Below are 16784 nucleotides of genomic sequence, written 5' to 3'. Positions count from 1 at the left end.
CGCCCTCTGAGCAAATCATTTGTCATTAAAACAGGTCTGCCAGTGCCTGTTCCAGTTTCGGAAATTTAAAGTGAAATCCCGCTTGCATGGCTCTACTTGGGATCACATATTGACCTTCTATCAATAGCTCGGCCATTTCCCCAAACAGCAGTTTTAGCATAAAGGCTGGTGCGGGCAGAATTGCCGGTCGCTGCAATGCTTTCCCCAACGCGTGGGCAAATTCCGCATTGCTAACAGGATAGGGCGCTGTCGCGTTATAGACCCCTTGAGCAGTGGTGTGTTCCAGTAAAAACAGGATCAATTCAACCATATCCGCTAAATGGATCCAGCTCATCCCCTGTCGACCATTGGCAATGGGACCGCCCAGTCCGACCCGAAAGGCTGGCAGCATTTTGGCGAGTGCGCCACCTTTCGCCGCCAATACGATGCCCGTCCGCAAAATACACACGCGGGTAGCATTTGATTGCGCCGCCAAGGCACGGCGTTCCCATTCGGCACAGATATAGTGGCTGAATTCTTCTTGTGGCGTTGCGTCCTCGTCCAGCAGCGTATCATCTTGTCCACCGTAATAGCCGATGGCCGAACCACTAATAAAACAGCTAGGTGGATTACTTGAGGATTTTATCAATTGACTTAGTCTGGAAGTGATATCCCAGCGGCTGCGGCAAATCAGTTGCTTTTGGGATTCGCTCCAGCGTTTCCCCACAATAGGTTCTCCTGCCAAATTGATAACTGCGTCAATGTCGTTGAGATGTTGTAAGCCATCTAAAGACGGCAAGTATTGATGGTGAAACCCCAGTTTTTGTCTGGCAAGTAAGGGATTACGACTGACGATTAACAGCTGATGATCAGTTTCAAGGTTTGCCACCAGTGCAGTTCCAACTAACCCTGTGGCGCCGGTAATCAGTATCTTCATCACACTTCTCCCCGAGATATCACTGTCTATGCTGATGATAGGATTGGGCTGCAAAACTGCATGTAAATCATTCTGGTCGTTGCCAACTCAGTTGTAATGATACTGAATCGGCAAAACGCAGCGCATGTGGCTTGTCTACTTCCACCGTAGCGTATTCTACCCAGGGATGTTCACTGGCTATTTCCAGAATTTTGCCGGTAAGGTGCTCCAGCAGTGAAAACCGGTTATCTTCTACCAATGTAATAATGGCTTTGGTGATTGTCCGGTAATTAAGCGCATGCTCCATGTCATCTGTTTTTCGTGCTTTTTCGGCGTAGTAATGCATGGTGACATTGATGATCACGTCCTGTCGGTTGTTGATCTCTTCATCTTTGATCCCGATAAAAGTGCGCAATCTGAGATTTTTAATGCGTATAATAGCCAATTCTGGATTCGTCATGTGATTACTTGTTGTTTGATTTGCAGTTTTATCTAAAAGATTAGCAACTTTATCTGGGAACAAGAAGGATTTTAGCAATGTCACAATCGTACAGTCCGTCAATGACGTTACGCACTTTTGCCTTGATGGCGTGTATGGTGGTGGTGCTGGCTGGCATCAAAGCTGCTGGCAGTATTGTCGTGCCGTTTGTGTTGTCGGTTTTTATTGCGGTGATCTGTACGCCAGCGATTGCGGCCATGACGCGTTATCGCCTACCGCGCTGGCTGGCAGTATTGTTGTTAATGGCACTGATTGTGCTCGCTGGTTTATGGCTCGCATCTGTAGTGGGTGGATCAATCAATGAGTTTTCCAAACAACTGCCGGTATACCGAGCGCAATTGGTTGAGCAGTTTTCCTGGGTGCTGGATAAACTGCAGCAGTTCAACATCCAGATCTCTAAAGAAAAAGTCCTAGCATATTTTGATCCCGGGATGGCCTTGTCGCTGACCACCAATACGCTATCCAGTGTCGGCAATGTAATGGCTAACTTGTTGCTGATTGTCCTGACAATTGTGTTCATGCTGTTTGAAGCGGAGTCGTTGCCGCGTAAGTTGCATATGGCGTTAGATGACCCTGATATGCGTTTATCACAAATAGACCGCTTCTTGCATTCTGTAAACCAATATATGGTGATTAAAACTCTGGTGAGTTTGGCAACTGGTGCCATCGTTGGTATCGGTTTGTGGCTGATGGGAGTGGACTATCCACTGCTATGGGCCGTGGTTGCATTTCTATTTAATTACATCCCCAATATTGGTTCCATTATTGCCGCGCTACCCGCGGTGTTGCTGGCATTTGTGCAGTTAGGACCGACAGGCGCTGGTGGCGTGGTACTGTTGTATGTGGCGGTGAACATGGTGATGGGAAATTTTGTAGAACCTCGCTTCATGGGGCGAGGCTTAGGCTTATCTACGCTGGTGGTCTTTTTGTCGTTAATTTTTTGGGGTTGGTTGCTGGGCTCTGTAGGTATGTTGCTTTCGGTACCTCTTACCATGATAGTAAAAATTGCACTGGAGTCAGGTGAGGGTAGCCGTAAGTTGGCGGTGTTGTTAGCTGACGACGCCAGCGCCTTTGCCTTGAATAGTGCAGAAAATGGCGCTGATGCTGCTACTGCTAAAGATAAAAAGGAAATTTGACCAATATGCAGTTGTTATTGGATGCTATCAAACAGCTGGCGTTACCCAGCGATGCTGGGCGTTTATTTCATGGGCGCGGCGGCCTTTATCCAGGGTGTGAACACCTGAATCTGGACTGGTATGCGCCGGTGTTGTTACTGACTTCCTTTAAACCGCTCGCAGAGACTGAATTACAAACGCTAGAGCAGGCGGTGTGTCAGCGATTAGGTGTGTTGCAGTATCCATGCAATTTGGTCTATCAGTATCGTGCTAGCTACCAGACCGAAACCCGATTGCTGAGTGGTGAAGTGCCTGAACCTCATGTGGTTACCGAGAATGGCTGCCGTTTTCAGGTGCATTTGTTAAGAGGGCAGAACCACGGATTATTTCTGGATATGGCTAATGGTCGCGCATGGGTGAAAGCGCATGCTGCGCAGTGTAAGGTACTGAACTTATTTGCTTATACCTGTGGTTTTTCCGTTGCCGCTATAGCGGGTGGCGCGGATGAAGTGGTTAATATCGACATGAGCAAAGGCGCATTGGCTATTGGTAAGCAAAATCATCTGCTAAATAATATGCCTGCTGGTGTACGGTTCTTGGGCCATGACATCTTTAAATCTTGGGGTAAGTTAAAAAAACTCGGGCCTTATCAATTGTTGATAGCCGATCCCCCAAGTAATCAGAAGGGCAGCTTCGTTGCCACTAAGGACTATTTGCGGTTATTAAGGCGTTTGCCGGAATTATTGAGTCCAGGTGCAAAAGTGTTGTTGTGTCTCAATGCCCCGGAACTGGATCGTGCGTTTCTGCAGGCACAAGTGGCTGAGGCTGCGCCGCAGTTGTCGCTGTTATACCAGTTGGAAAATCCGCCAGTATTTGCCGATAGCAACCCAGAACGAGCCCTAAAGGCGTTGGTGTATTGTTATGAGGCGTGTTAGTAACGCAAATGATCGGGCACAATGCTCTGGCTGTCACTTTCTAATATAGATGCAATGCTAGCGGCGTCGGCATGGGTCATAGCGGCAAATTGAAATAACAACCGATCTTGTACATCCAACGGCAGATGAATGCGTTCCATAAACATCCTCATCCCGAGAATGTCGCCATTACCTATCAGACCAGCCAGTGTCCGTGCTTCCATGTCCAACAGATGATTCATGATGCAGATCTCCAAAACAAATTTAGCCATATATAAGCAATAGCAGATATATGCGGAAGGTGATGGAATAAATTGCTTTAAAAACATCTGCAGTCAGATCTTAAAAGCATTATTTTTGATTATAATTCTCAATTAATTTTGAAAGTATTACGAAATTTATTACTAAAATTGCGCAACATTGCGGCTTTAAATAGCATTTTTCATTTAAAATGCTGTTCAAAATTGAAACAAAACTGTAAGTCTAGCAACTTTGGCGCTATAATTTTCCTGCCAGTGCGTTAACAGACGTGCTGAATTATGCACTGTCATTGCCACTGGTAATAACTGCGAGGTGGCGTTGATGCTGATTGATTCACAACTGCCAGATGACACCGGAGATTTTATGGACTTGCACGAATATCAAGATGCTTACTATCAGATCCAGGACGAAGTGATTGATTCTTTACCAGTAGATGCTGATGAAGAATCATTTCTTGATTAATGTGCAACGGCTGCATTACTCCTGAAAGTAAACCCTCCACCGCTGGAGGGTTTACTTTTTCTATGCGTGTTGTTGGGTAATAACGACCAATGAATTATCACGTTACATGCGTTAAATCACGTTATAAAAACAACAATGCAAATGATAATAAATATCATTTGAAATAATTTTTGGATGTGTTATCGTCCCCCGAAATTTTGATGCTTCTACTGTTGAAACCAAAAAGACGCTGGATTTCAGCAGGATATTTTTGTCCGTAGATGTGGAATTAGGGGACTGAACATGCAAAAAGGTGTAACTGCACAGGTATTGAGCGTTCTGGCATTAGCGGTCAGCAGCCAACTATGGGCTGATGATGGGGAGATGGAGCGCATGGTGATTACCGCCAGTGCCAAGGATCAACAGTTGAGTACTGCCCCGGCGTCAATTTCTGTGATTGACGCTGATGAAATAAAACTGCTGCCGGTGAAAGACTTAGGGGATGTCTTGCGTTCAAGTGTTGGCGTCAGCGTTAATACCGGTACCGGCGGACGTAACGATATCTACATCCGTGGTATGGGGCAGGGTTATGTGCTAATGCTGATTAACGGCAAGCGCGTCTCGTCCTCCAATGGCTTGTGGCGTGGAGGTAACTTCGATATCACTGCCATTCCCGTTGATGCCATTGCCCGTGTTGAAGTGGTTCGTGGTCCAATGTCAGCACTTTATGGTTCAGATGCCGTTGGTGGCGTTATTAACGTCATTACTAAGCAACCGGATGAAAACTGGGATCTGACTTTGGATACAGAATATAGTGCGATGACTGACGGTGATGGTGGTGATCGTACTCGCTCAAACCTGTTTGGCACTGGAAAATTAACCGACACCCTCGGCATGATGTTCACCGCAGAGAAAGCGGATCAAGACACCTGGAATAATGATGAACTGACCCCAGGTTATGATTCCATAGAGGAGCGTAATACCAAAAAACTGTATACCGCCTTCAACTGGCAGGTGGCTGACAACCAGACCTTGGATCTCGATTATCAATATGATAATGACAAAGTCCCTCTGACAAGTTATTCCGCGACCGCTAACCGTGAGCAAAAAATTGAACGTAATACTTTCAGCCTGACCCATAAAGGTGAATGGGGCTGGGGTGGCAGTGAGTTGATGGCTTATCGCGAAAAATCACAGATGTATGACTATAACACTCAGTACCGTCTACAACCGCCTTTGGGTCGCAATATAGATGAAACTAATACGATTTTCCGCGGTACGGCATTTTTCTCGGCGCTGGCCCAAGACTGGACCGTCGGGGGGGAATACCATAAGACTGAGGTCGATGACATAGTGCAATATCCTGTCACCGGTGGTGATAGCACAGAGCAACATTCGCTATTTATTCAGGATCAATTGGATTTTCTGGAGCAGTTTAGTTTAACGTGGGGCGGCCGCTACGACGATAACCAGGATTACGGTTCACGTTTTAGCCCTCGAGCATATCTGGTTTTCAATGCTGAAAATGGCTTGGTACTTAAAGGTGGCGTCGGCACCGCGTTTCGTGCGCCATCCCTATTTGAGTCTTCGCCAACCTTTGCCTCGGTCAGTTGTGGGGGCGCCTGTAACCTTACCGGTAATCCAGATCTGGATCCAGAAACCAGTGTCAACTATGAGCTCTCAGCCATGTGGAGCCAACCTCGTTATGAACTGTCCGCTACCGTTTACCATAATCGGGTGAAAGATTTAATCACCGTAGGCGCTTGGGATCGCGTCAGCCCGACACGCACATACTATAACGAAGACAAGGTGACATTGCAGGGGATTGAGCTGACCGGCAGTGTTGACTTGACCGAAGATCTTAGCCTTAAAGGCAATTACAGCTATTTGGATACCGAGACTGGTACCGGTGAAGAACTCACTGGTCGGCCGCGGCAGACCGCTAACCTGAAGCTCGACTGGCATGTGACTGATGCCTTTATGTTGTATGCCGCGGGTAACTACTATGGGTCTCATCTTAACAGCAGTGCTGAACGCAAGAGTGGTTATACGTTGCTGGATTTAGGGAGTAGTTATCAGTTTAATGAGCACGTGAAATTCCGTGCCGGTGTCACCAATGTGACCAACGAAGAACCCGCTAAGGATGATGAGGACTCAGAAATCATTCTGCCGGGGCGCGCGGTATTTGTGGGGCTAAGCCTCAGTCTGTAATCCGTTAAAACACGGTAAGCGGCCAGCTGCAGTTATGCTGTGGATGGCCGCTTTTGTTTACGGCAATTCTGCATCATTGTGGTGTTTGCTGAATTAAAGTTCCTGCCTAACCCGGCATTGTTGGTTATATTCATCAGTAGATGAATTAAAGGAGCCCTCGATGCCAATCAAACCGGGAAGACCTAAAGGTGATCCGCAAACCCGTGCAGCACTGGTTGATGCCGCTAGGGCTTGTTTCTTACACAATGCCTATGAGCGCGTGTCTATTCGCGAACTCGCCAGACGGGCCAATGTTGACGCCGCCATGATCCGCTATTATTTCGGCTCCAAGGCAGGATTGTTTGAAACCATGGTGCGAGAAACGATAGCGCCAGTGGCACAAATACTTAAACACAACCTCAGTTGCGAACTACATTCTCCAGAAGAGCTGATGCAAGCGTACTACCAGATGATGGCAGCCAATCCGGCTTTACCACGACTGATTTTTCAGGTGCTGAATAATCAGAATGATAACGAAGCGTTTGCTGTTCTCTCAGGTGTATTTCGTGAAATGCTGGGCAACGCTTCTGGTTGGGTACAGCAATTGGCCGCTCGACGGCAACTTAATGTCAATCTGGACCCACAACTCATTCGTCTCAGTTTTATCAGCCTGATGGTGTTCCCTCTGATAGCCCCCAAGGTATTAATGCAGGAATTTGGTCTTGAGTTGACCGATAACTGGTTAACTAAGTTGCTTAATCATAACCGTATTGTAATGCGTGAAGGATTGTTTAACCCGGATAACTTGCCGCCTACCGGGCCAGGAGTATACAAATGAATTACCAACATTATTGCGGGGTGCTGCTGTTGTTATTGAGTGGCTGTTCAGGGGGAGATAGTAGCCGCGCTATGGGGACGCTGGAGCGAGACCGGATGATATTGTCGGCCCCGGTCGCGGAGCAGATCAGCGCTATTGATGTCACTGAAGGGCAGCAGGTACACGCGGGTGAGCTATTGCTGCAACTGGACAGTCGTAGTGCCAGTGCCGTTGTAGAACAGCGCCGCGCCAGTCTGGAGCAGGCCAGAGCGAAGCTGCTGGAGTTACAAACTGGTGCCAGAAATGAACAAGTTGCGGCGGCTGAAGCTGCTATGCAAGCGGCCAAGGCGCAGGCAGAGGATGCTGCCAAGCAATATCGCCGGGCACAAGAGTTGTATCATGCGCAAATGATAGGTAAAGCCGAATTGGACTCAGCTACTGCTCTGAAAAACCAGACTCAAGCACTTACCGAACAGGCGCAGCAGCAGTGGCTAGAATTGAAAAACGGAACCCGCAGCGAGCAACTGGCTCAGGCTCAGGCGCAAGTGGATGAAGCGGCTGCCGCCTTGGCTGCAGCCGAGAAATCGTTGGTCGATCTTAGCCTTAAGGCGCCGCGGGATGGCGAAGTAGACATTCTTCCATGGAAAACCGGCGATCGGGTTGCTGCCGGGGCACAATTGGTGACCCTCCTAGCATCCGATCGCGCCTATGCGCGGGTATATTTGCCGCAAACCGCGTTAGCCCAAGTGCATCGAGGCGATAAAGTGCAAGTGTGGGTAGATGGTCACTCACAACCGTTTGACGGCACTATCAGCAATATTCGCAGCCAGCCAGCGTTCACCCCCTATTTCGCTCTGAATGAACGGGATAGAGCGCGGCTGATGTATCTCACCGATATTGATTTACCCGGCGCTGCTAGCCTACCGGTAGGGATTGCACTGGAGGTGCGATTACCATGACCGAAGCCGCAACTTCCCCCGAACCTACCGTGGCCATTAGCGCCAGCGGATTAACGCGGCGTTTTGGGGATCTGGTCGCCGTCAATCAGCTGGACCTGACCGTTCCTAGGGGCACTATCTACGGTTTTCTTGGCCCCAACGGTTGTGGCAAGTCTACCGCGATTCGGTTGCTGACCGGGTTACTGGAACCCAGTGCTGGCGAGGTAACCGTTCTTGGGCAATTGCTGAGGGGGCATGAGGAAGCGCTTAAAAGCCGCATCGGCTATATGACGCAGAAGTTCTCGCTGTATGACAACTTATCAGTGTTGGAAAACCTGCGATTTGTCGCCGCTATTTATGGCGTCAGAGGCCAAAAAGGCCGTGACCGAATTGATGAATTGTTGCAGCAGTATGGGCTTGAGCACAGGTGCCAGCAGTTGGCAGGCACGATGAGCGGTGGTCAGAAGCAACGACTGGCGCTTGCCTGTGCCACGTTACATCAACCGGAGTTGCTGTTTCTTGACGAACCGACTTCGGCGGTCGATCCGCAAAATCGCCGTGATTTCTGGGAGCAATTGTTTGATCTCAGCGCCGCGGGAACCACCATTTTGGTGTCCACCCATTACATGGATGAAGCGGAGCGCTGCCACCGTCTGGCAATTATGGAACACGGCTTCAAACGCGCCGACGGTACACCTAGAGAGCTAATGCAATCAATGGGGGCAACGGTCATTGAAGTCAGTGGCGATGGTTTGCGGCAACTGAAACAGCAGTTGACCGCGCAAACCGCAGTAATTTCGGCATCCCAGGCAGGCAGTCGTTTGCGGGTGTTGGTGAAAGATGAACAACGGGATCCGCTCGGCCTGCTGCAACCCTTCTGTGGCGCACACCAGTTAGAGATCGTACGGCCCAGTCTGGAAGATGTGTTTGTAACATGTACCGGAGGCCGCCATGTGGGCTAGATTACTGGCTATCATCACCAAAGAGTTGAAACAGCTGGCACGTGACCGCATGACCTTTGGCATGATTGTCATGATCCCGCTGTTGCAGTTGATGCTCTTTGGTTACGCCATCAATACCGATGTGCGGCATGTGCCTGCGGGCGTTGTTGATTTGAGTCAGAGTAGCTACAGCCGGGCGTTAGTGCAGGCACTATCCGCATCGCAGGTGGTGGATTTTACCCACAACTACAGCTCCGCAACAGCGGCAGAACGGGCGATTACTAATGGCGAAGTGAAGGCCGTATTATATCTGCCAGCGGATTTTGGCGAGCGATTAGTGAATCATCCCGCATTTGACAGTCGCCGAGAACGTTCGGCGCTGACCCGCCCCGTTGCCCAATGGTTGGTGGATGGCTCAGACACCATGGTCGCAGCAACCATTCGGGCGCTTCGTACTATGCCATTAGATGAGTTGGCTGACCGCAGTGTCAGTGCAGTGGTGCCAACATTTGAGGTGGTGGAGTACTTTAACCCCGAGCAGCGTTCCGTGGTGAATATCGTGCCTGGCTTGCTGGCGGTGATACTGACCATGACCATGATTATGTTTACCTCCGCCGCCATCGTTCGCGAGCGGGAGCACGGCAACATGGAGTTTTTGATTGCCACGCCAGTAAAGCCGCTGGAATTGATGCTGGGAAAAATCATTCCCTATGTATTGGTGGGGTTGATCCAGGTAACCATTATTCTCAGTGTGGGCCATTGGGTTTTTGCCGTTCCTGTACGCGGAGGCCTGGATTCTTTACTATTGGCGTCACTGCTGTTTATTTGTGCCAGTCTAACGTTAGGGCTGGTGATAAGCACTATTGCACAGACCCAGTTGCAAGCGATGCAGATGACTGTCTTTGTGCTGATGCCATCGATTCTATTGTCCGGTTTTATGTTCCCTTATGAGGCGATGCCTTCAGCGGCGCAGTGGATAGCCGAAGCGCTGCCAGCCACCCATTTTATGCGTATGGTGCGGGGCGTAGTGTTGCGCCAAGCAGAGGTTATGTCATTGGGGGAAGATGCATTGTGGTTATTGGGTTTTACCTGTATCGGGGTGCTTGTCGCCTCAAAACGCTTCCATAAGCGGCTAGGATGAGGCGTTTGTTAAGATTTAGCCGTGGTCAATGGGTTTTTAGGGCGGCGCGTTGGGGGAGTAGCATAATAAGCAATACAATAGTTGTTAATAGTGCCGCCGTGGCGGAATAACGGCTCAGATCCAACCCGCCTTGCGCCACCGGTTTATCCAGAAAATCCCCAACAACCGCCCCTAATGGGCGCGTTAGCACAAATGCTGCCCAGAACAATGCGGTACGTGATATATGACTGAAATAGGTGAGCAATACAATAAGTAACAGCAAACTACCGAAGACTCCAGCGGCAAACAGATACCCCAAATCAGCACTATCTGCGGTCCAATCGCCGAGCGCCGTCCCCAGTGTTTGCGAAAACATGATAGTCAACCAGTAGAAAAACTGTGCTTTAACGCTGCTGACCGATGTAATGTCAATACTGCCAAGCTGTCGGTGCCAGAAAACTAATGTAAGCGCTAACAGTGTGAGTAACAGCAAAGTGCCACCACCATAACCAATGCCCAGTGAGCGGGTGGCAAAGTCGGCTAAGGTGGTGCCCACGGTGGTTGATGCCAGAATGGTGGCCCAGTAGCGCAGCGGCTGAAAATCCGTAGCACGGATCTGCCATAGCACCATAGCGACAAACAGCAGCATAAATAGAGCACTGCTGATGAGATAGCCCAGATCCATCGACATGGAAACGGCATCACCCCCGGTTTCGCCGAGCGTCGTTGCCAGAATCTTAATGATCCAGAACCCCAAGGTCACCGCGGGTACTTTGATTAATGTTGCTTGGGTAGTGCTATTCATCACAAGGTCTCTCCGTTAAGTCTGCGTTGTTCTGCTCACTGGCTGGCTCGGCAGTGTGGCGCTTCCATCATAAAATGCGATGGGGAAGCACTTTGCTATTAGAAACGGAACGCCAAATTGACACCAAAGTAATGCCCTGTTTCACCGTCTTTGTGGACAGTGGGTGTCAGCAGATAGTGATCCGTGCTGTAACTGCCAATGAGTGCGCCAACCGCAAAACAACTGGCATCGAGCAAGGCTTCACCGGCGGTGTTATCGCCAACGGCAAATTCACGAAACTCTTCTAGTGTGCTAATTGTTGTTGGCAGCCAAAAACCATTCCAGGCTCTATCCTGTTGCGGTAGATAATGATTACTCAGTGCCGTGACGGCACCGGAGGTAAACAATCCCCCAGCAAAATGCCCAAGTTCGCTGTTCAAACTTGAATTACCGTTGGCATGTGCCTGAGTGCAGCACAACAGTAATCCGGCAATAACTAACCCTGTTTTCATGATGATGCCTTCCTAGTGAGCGCATTTGCTCTTTCATTACCCGCTTATCGCGTGATATCCACGACGCAGCGTATGCTCGATAAACTACAATCTGCTTGTGCGTTATAGTGAATCTAGCCTTGGTATTCTTAACAGAGAGTTAAGGGAAACATTTGTTTGACACCGAGCGTGCCACCAGAGATTTGTGCTATTACAAGCCTTGCCGTTAATATGTTGCAACAATGAGCCTACTTAACTAATGGAGATTGCCGTGGCTCAACATCCCGTTGAACAACAGATTGCTATGGCTGATAAGGCGATAATGGCCGAAGATTTTGATACCTTGATGCAGTTTTATGCAGCAGATGCGTTACTGGTGATTAAACCCGGAATGAATGCCAGCGGTAAGGCCCAGATCCGTAAAGCCTTTGAAGCCATCGCCGGCTATTTTGAGCATTCATTGCAAGTCACACAGGCCGGAATGGTGTTGCTGCCTGCGGGAGATACTGTGCTGGCGTTAGCGCGAACAATGGTGAGTGCTAATAATCTGCCAGCCACTGAGCGACAGGCGACTTATGTGTTTCGACTGATTGACGGACAATGGCTGTGTGTGATTGATAACTCCTATGGGCATGCGTTGTTAACGGAAACTGCCTAAAAGAACGCCGGCAAATGCCGGCGTAATCATTTATTTCAGGTGACCTGCGTTATGCAGTTGCCGCTGATCTTTTGGCGGTGGATTCCATTGATACAGCCAGGTTTCTGATAATGGTTGTCCATCGGCCTCCAGATACAGGCGAATATTGATTGGGTCTGTGCTGTCGTCTGGTGGTACCAGATCAAACATGGCGCGATAGCCATCGATAGCATGCAGTGGACGGGCAGATTCTATTTCTGTGCGACCACGAGACACTGAAATGACGGCTTTCACGTCAGTGTCTTTACTGAGCATTGGCAGTGAGCCACCGGCAAAATCCACGACGAAGCGTTTGCTGTAATAAGGGCGTTTTTTGCCGATTACGCCACCAATACCAGTGAAGGTGTCCACCACTCGTGCTTTGGGCGATTGTTCTGGTGGGATCCCCCCCCAATACATGTTGTAACTGAACAACAGCTCCTGACCTGCAGCTACCGGTTGTGCCGGATTCCAAAAAGCCACTATGTTATCGAACGTTTCATCTAACGTCGGAATTTCCACCAGTTGTACTGAGCCTTTGCCCCAGTTGCTGGTGGGTTCAATCCATAGACTTGGACGTTTTTCATAGAAGACGCCATCATCCTGATAGTGATCAAAGTTACGGTCACGCTGTAGCAGACCAAACCCCTTGGGATTGTCATCGCTGTAAGCATTAAAGCGTAATTCTGCGGGGTTATTTAACGGCCGCCAGATCCACTCACCATTGCCGGTGTGCATCGCCAGACCATCCGAGTCATGGATCTCTGGGCGCCAGTCATAGTCGGTACGGCGATCGTTTTCGCCAACCATATACATGCTGGTTAATGGGGCAACGCCAAGCCGTTCGATGGTTTTACGAGGATAAATAGCTGCGTCAACTTTTATCTTTAATTTGGCCCCAGGCTGGATATCAAATCGATAAGCACCAGTGACACTGGGCGAGTCCATTAGTGCGTAGACAGTGGTCACATCGGAATTGTTTTGCGGATGTTCCAGCCAGAAGTCGGTGAACATCGGGAACTCTTCTGGATGATCCATCGCGGTATCCACGGCTAAGCCTCGGGCAGAAAGCCCGTATTGCATCTCCTGACCGACAGCGCGGAAATAACTGGCACCGAGGAAGGCTATAACATCACGTTCCCAGTCGGTGTGGAACTGCATTCTGAAACCGGCAAAGCCAAGATCTTTCGGCAGTGCTTTACCATCGACTTTGGATTTACCGTAATCAAACATTGCTGATGAATACTTGATAGGAGAGGCTTTGCCGTCCCGCAGTTCATACATCTGTACTGGCGTATCAAAATATAATCCGAGGTGAAACAGTTCCACCCGAAAATTCACATCATCATTACGCCACAGCGCGGCCTTTTTCTTAAAATGCAGCTGTTGATAATCGTCCCAATCCAGATGTTTAAGGTTGTCAGGTAATTCACCTTTGTGGCTGACATAAGCTTGCGTTGCCAGATTGCGGGCGTAGCCTTTAAGCCAAGCATAGCTAAAATTTTCCCCCTCTGCTGGTGACGCCTGCAAGCCAACCGCGCAGGCCGATAAACTCAGCAGCACACCACAGGAAATCAATATGCTGCGGGTAAATTTCAGCGCCCGCCGCCGTCGTCCCGGCATCTCCCTGTATTGACTCACAGGGCCCGTTACCAGTGAATTTTTCATAATTTCTTTTGCAGACAATAAGTTGAATTGCATAAGCAGACTCTGAGTTAGGTGACTTTCCGGTATCTCCCGCCTGAGCGGGTTCCTTAACGCTATATGTTACAGGTAATGATGAAACCTGTGGAGGTGCAGCGAGGGCAACTTTTGCCACAATCTGCATAAAAATCAGTACGCCAGAATCTAGCACATTTTTGTCACAATGGAATGCTGTCGCCGGATTAGGTTCAGGAAAAAGTGGTTTGCTATCAGCATTGTGAATAGTTGTGCTTAAATATTATGAGGTTGTAATAACTAGCTGAATTTAATTGTAAAAAAAGCCACCTCCGAAGAGGTGGCGACGGGTTGGGAAGTGCTAAATCTAGTGGATATCAATCTGATGTTTACTATCGACTTTCACCGCAGTTTTCGGCAATGTCAGATACAACATGCCATTGTCGAATTTCGCATCAATGGCATTTTCATCCACGTTTTCAGGTAACTGAAAACGACGGACAAACTGGCCGTAATAACGTTCGGTCAGATGCTGTTTGTCATCTGTGTGTTCATGTTTACGTTCGCCACTAAGCACCAGACAGCCATCTTCTATATTAAGGCTGATATCTTCTTTCTTCATTTCTGGTAACTCTACTTTCAACAGATAGTTGTCAGCGTTTTCGCTGATGTCTGTTGCTGGCAACCAATGGCGATCACCCGCCATAAATGGAGTAGGCCAATTCACCAAAGATCCGAAACGGCTAAACAGGTTGTCGAATTCTTCTGCAGGATTCCAAGGACGTAATTTCATATGACCTCCTTATGAGTTGTTATCCCAAGTTGATTCAACATCTCGGTAATTCTCGATTACCTGTTTTGTAATATGGTAGCGCTAGGCGTTTTTTCAAGGATTAACCCACAATTTTTTTATGGTATTTTGTGCATAAAAGGTGGGTGCTTATGGCAAATAAAAAGGCAGGTTCATTCCTGCCTTTTGCTATTGTTATTTAACGCTGGCTTTTCAGGCGGCAGCTTTCATCGCTTTAACAAATGTCCCCAGTTGTTCCAGCATCACTTTAGGGTTATCTAGGTTGGCCGCAATAATCTTGACTACTGCTGAACCAGAGATCGCGCCAGCGGCTCCGGCTTCAATAGCCGCGGTGACCTGTTGGGGTTCAGCGATACCAAAGCCCAGTAATGGTGGTGGTGCGTTAAATTGTTTCAACATATCCAGAATCTCATGGACCGGCATACCTGCGGCGTTGTCAGCCCCGGTAACCCCTGCCCGTGATACCAGATAAGTGTATCCTTCCCCGCTGTTCGCAACTTTTGCCAGCGTATCGGCATCGGCATTCGGTGGTGCGATAAAAATCGGTGCTATGCCAACGCTTTTGGCCGCCGTAACAAAGGGGACAGATTCTTCAACGGGCACATCGGCAACCAATACTGAATCGACCCCTGCTGCTTTGGCGCGCTGATAAAAATTCAGTACACCATTGGCATACACCAGATTGGCATAAAGCAACAGACCAATGGGCGTGTTTGGGTGATTAGCGCGGATTTTGCTGATCATTTCAAAACAGCGACTAGGAGTGGTACCACTGTGGAGTGCGCGCAGGTTTGCGCCTTGGATCACCGGGCCATCGGCTAGGGGATCTGAAAATGGAAAGCCTAGTTCCAGACAATCGGCACCGTTGGTAATTAGGGTATCGACAATTGCCAGCGACAGTTCAGGATTAGGATCTCCCAGGGTAACGAAAGGCACAAAGGCGCCGCGTTTTTCTTTCGCGAGCCGGGCAAAACAGTGTTGATAACGTTCGCTCATTTTAAACCTCCTGGCTGGCTTCGCGGACGGCCAGTATGTCTGAAACGGTAAAGATATCTTTGTCGCCACGACCGGAAAGATTCACCACCAAGAGGGTGTCACCGCTGCATTCGCGGGCATAACGCAGCGCGTAAGCGACCGCATGAGCTGACTCCAGCGCCGGAATAATACCTTCATGACGCGCTAACAGCTGGAACGCTTCCAGCGCTTCTTCATCGGTAGCCGATTCATAATTGGCGCGGCCAGAAGCATACAGATAGGCGTGTTGAGGGCCCACGGATGGAAAATCAAGACCAGCGGAGATGGAATAGGATTCTTCAATCTGCCCCTCTTTATCTTGCATTATTGGTGATTTCATGCCGAAGAAAATCCCGGTCTTGCCGTGGCGCAGGGGGGCCCCGTGCATATGGGTTTCGATGCCTTTACCAGCGGGTTCCACGCCTATCAGTTTAACGGTTGGTTCATCGATAAAATCAGCAAACATACCGATAGCATTGGAACCGCCACCCACACAGGCGATTACTGCATCTGGCAAACGGCCTTCTCTTTCCAGCATTTGGCGTTTGGTTTCTTCGCCGATCATTTTTTGGAATTCTCTGACAATGGTCGGGAATGGATGCGGTCCGGCAGCCGTTCCCAACAGGTAATGGGCTCGTTCATAACTGCCTGACCAATCACGCATGGCTTCGTTACAGGCGTCTTTCAGTGTGGATGAGCCTGCGTGTACCGGGATCACTTCGGCGCCCATTAAGCGCATGCGGAACACATTAGGACTTTGACGTTCGACGTCTTTGGCACCCATATAAATACGGCATTTGAGCCCTAGCAATGCACAGGCGAGGGCGGTCGCTACACCATGTTGTCCGGCACCGGTTTCAGCGATGATCTCATTTTTACCCATACGTTTGGCCAGCAACGCCTGTCCAAGCACCTGATTGGTCTTATGGGCACCGCCATGCAGCAGATCTTCACGCTTTAGGTAGATTTTCACCTTAGGGTTGGGTGACAGATTTCGAGTCAATGTTAGGGCTGTTGGGCGCCCGGCATAGTTCTTCAGCAGATCGTGAAATTCCGCTAAAAAAGCTTTATCTTCCCGCGCTTCGACAAATGCCCGCTCCAGCTGTGTAAGCGCTGGCATCAATATTTGCGGCACATACATACCGCCATATTCCCCAAAATAAGGGTTGAGTAACATTTCGCTCATGCTATTTCCTTGAAGCGGCTTAGCCGCAGTCA

General features: G+C 49.1%; 18 protein-coding genes. 9 read left to right on the top strand and 9 right to left on the bottom strand.

The window, feature by feature from the left end; genetic code table 11:
* Window positions 1–25: 25 nt before the first annotated feature.
* Together J3L11_RS03645 and folX are read right to left on the bottom strand one after the other, a co-directional pair.
* The gene (locus J3L11_RS03645; RefSeq protein ID WP_189615887.1) at window positions 26–916 is read right to left on the bottom strand and encodes a TIGR01777 family oxidoreductase; all 891 of its coding nucleotides are present in this window, start codon (window positions 914–916) and stop codon (window positions 26–28) included.
* Between the two features lie 67 nt (window positions 917–983).
* Window positions 984–1355 (bottom strand): dihydroneopterin triphosphate 2'-epimerase, encoded by a 372-nt coding sequence (gene folX, locus J3L11_RS03640; RefSeq protein WP_189615885.1) that lies wholly within the window; start codon window positions 1353–1355, stop codon window positions 984–986.
* 77 nt (window positions 1356–1432) lie between these two features.
* On the opposite strand from folX, the gene J3L11_RS03635 reads away from it, so the two are divergent.
* Entirely contained in the window at window positions 1433–2530 is a 1098-nt protein-coding gene (locus J3L11_RS03635; protein WP_207570095.1) for an AI-2E family transporter, read from the top strand.
* Between the two features lie 5 nt (window positions 2531–2535).
* Entirely contained in the window at window positions 2536–3444 is a 909-nt protein-coding gene (locus tag J3L11_RS03630) for a class I SAM-dependent methyltransferase (protein ID WP_207570091.1), read from the top strand.
* Here the strand turns inward: J3L11_RS03630 and J3L11_RS03625 are convergent.
* Window positions 3441–3665, bottom strand: a complete 225-nt coding sequence (locus J3L11_RS03625) for a hypothetical protein (protein WP_207570090.1) — start codon at window positions 3663–3665, stop codon at window positions 3441–3443. The genes J3L11_RS03630 and J3L11_RS03625 overlap by 4 nt on opposite strands.
* 340 nt (window positions 3666–4005) lie before the next feature.
* Here J3L11_RS03625 and J3L11_RS03620 point away from each other — a divergent pair, with 340 nt between their 5' ends.
* From J3L11_RS03620 to J3L11_RS03595, 6 genes are all read left to right on the top strand, one after another.
* Window positions 4006–4146, top strand: coding sequence for a hypothetical protein (locus tag J3L11_RS03620; protein WP_189616014.1), 141 nt, complete (start codon window positions 4006–4008; stop codon window positions 4144–4146).
* Between the two features lie 282 nt (window positions 4147–4428).
* The gene (locus J3L11_RS03615) at window positions 4429–6336 is read left to right on the top strand and encodes a TonB-dependent receptor (protein ID WP_207570089.1); all 1908 of its coding nucleotides are present in this window, start codon (window positions 4429–4431) and stop codon (window positions 6334–6336) included.
* 160 nt (window positions 6337–6496) lie between these two features.
* On the top strand, window positions 6497–7153 hold the full coding sequence (locus tag J3L11_RS03610; RefSeq protein WP_189615874.1) for a TetR/AcrR family transcriptional regulator: 657 nt from the start codon (window positions 6497–6499) through the stop codon (window positions 7151–7153).
* Window positions 7150–8091 carry an HlyD family efflux transporter periplasmic adaptor subunit gene (locus J3L11_RS03605; protein ID WP_207570088.1) on the top strand — a complete coding sequence of 314 codons (942 nt, stop codon included), beginning with the start codon at window positions 7150–7152 and terminating at the stop codon, window positions 8089–8091. The genes J3L11_RS03610 and J3L11_RS03605 overlap by 4 nt, the downstream gene beginning before the upstream one ends.
* Window positions 8088–9032: an ABC transporter ATP-binding protein gene (locus J3L11_RS03600; RefSeq protein ID WP_207570086.1), complete on the top strand. Its 945-nt coding sequence runs from the start codon at window positions 8088–8090 to the stop codon at window positions 9030–9032. Before J3L11_RS03605 ends, J3L11_RS03600 begins: the two co-directional genes overlap by 4 nt.
* On the top strand, window positions 9022–10152 hold the full coding sequence (locus J3L11_RS03595; protein ID WP_207570084.1) for an ABC transporter permease: 1131 nt from the start codon (window positions 9022–9024) through the stop codon (window positions 10150–10152). Before J3L11_RS03600 ends, J3L11_RS03595 begins: the two co-directional genes overlap by 11 nt.
* Window positions 10153–10177: 25 nt before the next feature.
* On the opposite strand, the gene J3L11_RS03590 is transcribed toward J3L11_RS03595, so the two are convergent.
* Together J3L11_RS03590 and J3L11_RS03585 are read right to left on the bottom strand one after the other, a co-directional pair.
* Complete coding sequence (locus tag J3L11_RS03590; RefSeq protein WP_207570083.1) at window positions 10178–10936, bottom strand: hypothetical protein; 759 nt, start codon at window positions 10934–10936, stop codon at window positions 10178–10180.
* 98 nt (window positions 10937–11034) lie between these two features.
* Window positions 11035–11427 carry a hypothetical protein gene (locus tag J3L11_RS03585; RefSeq protein WP_207570082.1) on the bottom strand — a complete coding sequence of 131 codons (393 nt, stop codon included), beginning with the start codon at window positions 11425–11427 and terminating at the stop codon, window positions 11035–11037.
* Between the two features lie 250 nt (window positions 11428–11677).
* Here J3L11_RS03585 and J3L11_RS03580 point away from each other — a divergent pair, with 250 nt between their 5' ends.
* Entirely contained in the window at window positions 11678–12064 is a 387-nt protein-coding gene (locus J3L11_RS03580; RefSeq protein WP_133037705.1) for a nuclear transport factor 2 family protein, read from the top strand.
* A gap of 30 nt (window positions 12065–12094) precedes the next feature.
* Here the strand turns inward: J3L11_RS03580 and J3L11_RS03575 are convergent, their stop codons facing one another.
* The 4 genes from J3L11_RS03575 to trpB form a co-directional block, all read right to left on the bottom strand.
* A complete protein-coding gene (locus J3L11_RS03575) occupies window positions 12095–13750 on the bottom strand; it encodes a glucan biosynthesis protein D (protein ID WP_242695075.1) in 1656 nt (551 codons plus the stop codon).
* Window positions 13751–14108: 358 nt separating this feature from the next.
* Window positions 14109–14534 carry an Hsp20/alpha crystallin family protein gene (locus J3L11_RS03570; RefSeq protein ID WP_189615859.1) on the bottom strand — a complete coding sequence of 142 codons (426 nt, stop codon included), beginning with the start codon at window positions 14532–14534 and terminating at the stop codon, window positions 14109–14111.
* Between the two features lie 210 nt (window positions 14535–14744).
* The gene (gene trpA, locus J3L11_RS03565) at window positions 14745–15548 is read right to left on the bottom strand and encodes a tryptophan synthase subunit alpha (RefSeq protein WP_207570080.1); all 804 of its coding nucleotides are present in this window, start codon (window positions 15546–15548) and stop codon (window positions 14745–14747) included.
* Window position 15549: 1 nt separating this feature from the next.
* On the bottom strand, window positions 15550–16752 hold the full coding sequence (gene trpB / locus J3L11_RS03560) for a tryptophan synthase subunit beta (RefSeq protein WP_207570079.1): 1203 nt from the start codon (window positions 16750–16752) through the stop codon (window positions 15550–15552).
* Window positions 16753–16784: the final 32 nt, after the last annotated feature.

The sequence above is a fragment of the Shewanella sp. 4t3-1-2LB genome (assembly GCF_017368415.1).
Taxonomy (GTDB): Bacteria; Pseudomonadota; Gammaproteobacteria; order Enterobacterales; family Shewanellaceae; genus Shewanella; species Shewanella fodinae.
This window is presented reverse-complemented; position numbering and strand designations above follow the sequence as displayed.